This window comes from Priestia sp. SIMBA_032 (genome assembly GCF_046535215.1).
Classification (GTDB): Bacteria; Bacillota; Bacilli; order Bacillales; family Bacillaceae_H; genus Priestia; species Priestia aryabhattai.
This window is the reverse complement of the sequence record NZ_JAWRXD010000824.1, coordinates 1-265: the sequence shown is the minus strand read 5'-3', so window position 1 is coordinate 265 and position 265 is coordinate 1. Positions and strand designations below refer to the sequence as shown.

1 protein-coding gene is annotated in these 265 nt (G+C 39.2%); it reads right to left on the bottom strand.

Annotated features, from left to right (window positions below):
- A partial coding sequence (locus SB717_RS36640; RefSeq protein ID WP_410907972.1) for a zinc-binding dehydrogenase occupies positions 1–265 on the bottom strand: 265 nt, incomplete at both ends.

Genomic DNA, 265 nt, shown 5'->3' with positions numbered 1-265 from the left:
ACTTCATCAAACGTAAAAGATTTAGAATCTAGCAATGGACGAAGTTTTCCTTCTTCTACAATTTGCGTTATTTTCGTTAAGATTTCTCCGCAATCATTACGCTTATCTGTATGTAATATTTTTAACGCCATAAAAGTAACGTGCAGAGAGAGGCCTTTTGCGTGTAAAGAAGAGAGGTCATGGGTTGAACGAGCTGCAATTGTTACGACGGTTCCATTGACTGCAGCAGCTTCAAAAGAATGATCGAGATTCTTGCCACCTACTG